Source organism: Zoogloea sp. (assembly GCF_023150065.1).
Classification (GTDB): Bacteria; Pseudomonadota; Gammaproteobacteria; order Burkholderiales; family Rhodocyclaceae; genus Zoogloea.
Window position 1 is genome coordinate 1 of record NZ_JAKLLN010000184.1, and the last position, 577, is coordinate 577.

The 577-nt window shown below is 67.9% G+C and carries 1 protein-coding gene; it reads right to left on the reverse strand.

Annotation, left to right across the window (positions count from 1 at the left end; all coding sequences use genetic code 11):
* The coding region (locus tag L6Q67_RS24175; protein ID WP_296576258.1) for a histidine kinase dimerization/phospho-acceptor domain-containing protein at positions 1-577 on the reverse strand (577 nt) is incomplete at both ends.

Below are 577 nucleotides of genomic sequence, written 5' to 3' on the forward strand. Positions count from 1 at the left end.
GAAATGCCCAGCGCGGACGGCAGATCGATGCAGAGCCGCAGCCCCTTCTCGGTGATCCGCTGCCCCATCAGGCTGGCCAGGTTCTCCACCACTTCGCCGATACGGAAGTCCACCTGCTCCATCGTCAGCCGGTCGGCCTCGATCTTCGACAGGTCGAGGATGTTGTTGATGACCCCCAGCAGATGCTGGGCCGCCTTGCCGATCTTGCCCAGCTGGTCGATCAGCCGGGGGTCGGTGGCCCGGCGCAGCGCCAGGCTGTTCATCCCGATGATGGCCGTCATGGGCGTGCGCAGTTCGTGGCTCATGTTGGCGATGAACGAACTCTTCGCCCGGCTCGCCGCTTCGGCCCGACGCCTTTCGCGATTGAGCAGCACCAGGCCGATCTGGTCGGCCAGCTGGCAGGCGAAGTCGATCTCATCCGGCGCCCACGCGTGGGGCCTGCCGGTCTCGGCCAGGCACAGCAGCCCGAAGGGACGCCGGCCCGAGGCGATCAGGCAGCCGAGCATCGACTGGATCTCGGCCTGCGCGAGCGGACCGTGGACCAGGCCGGCCAGACGCGGGTCATGCTGCGCGTCGT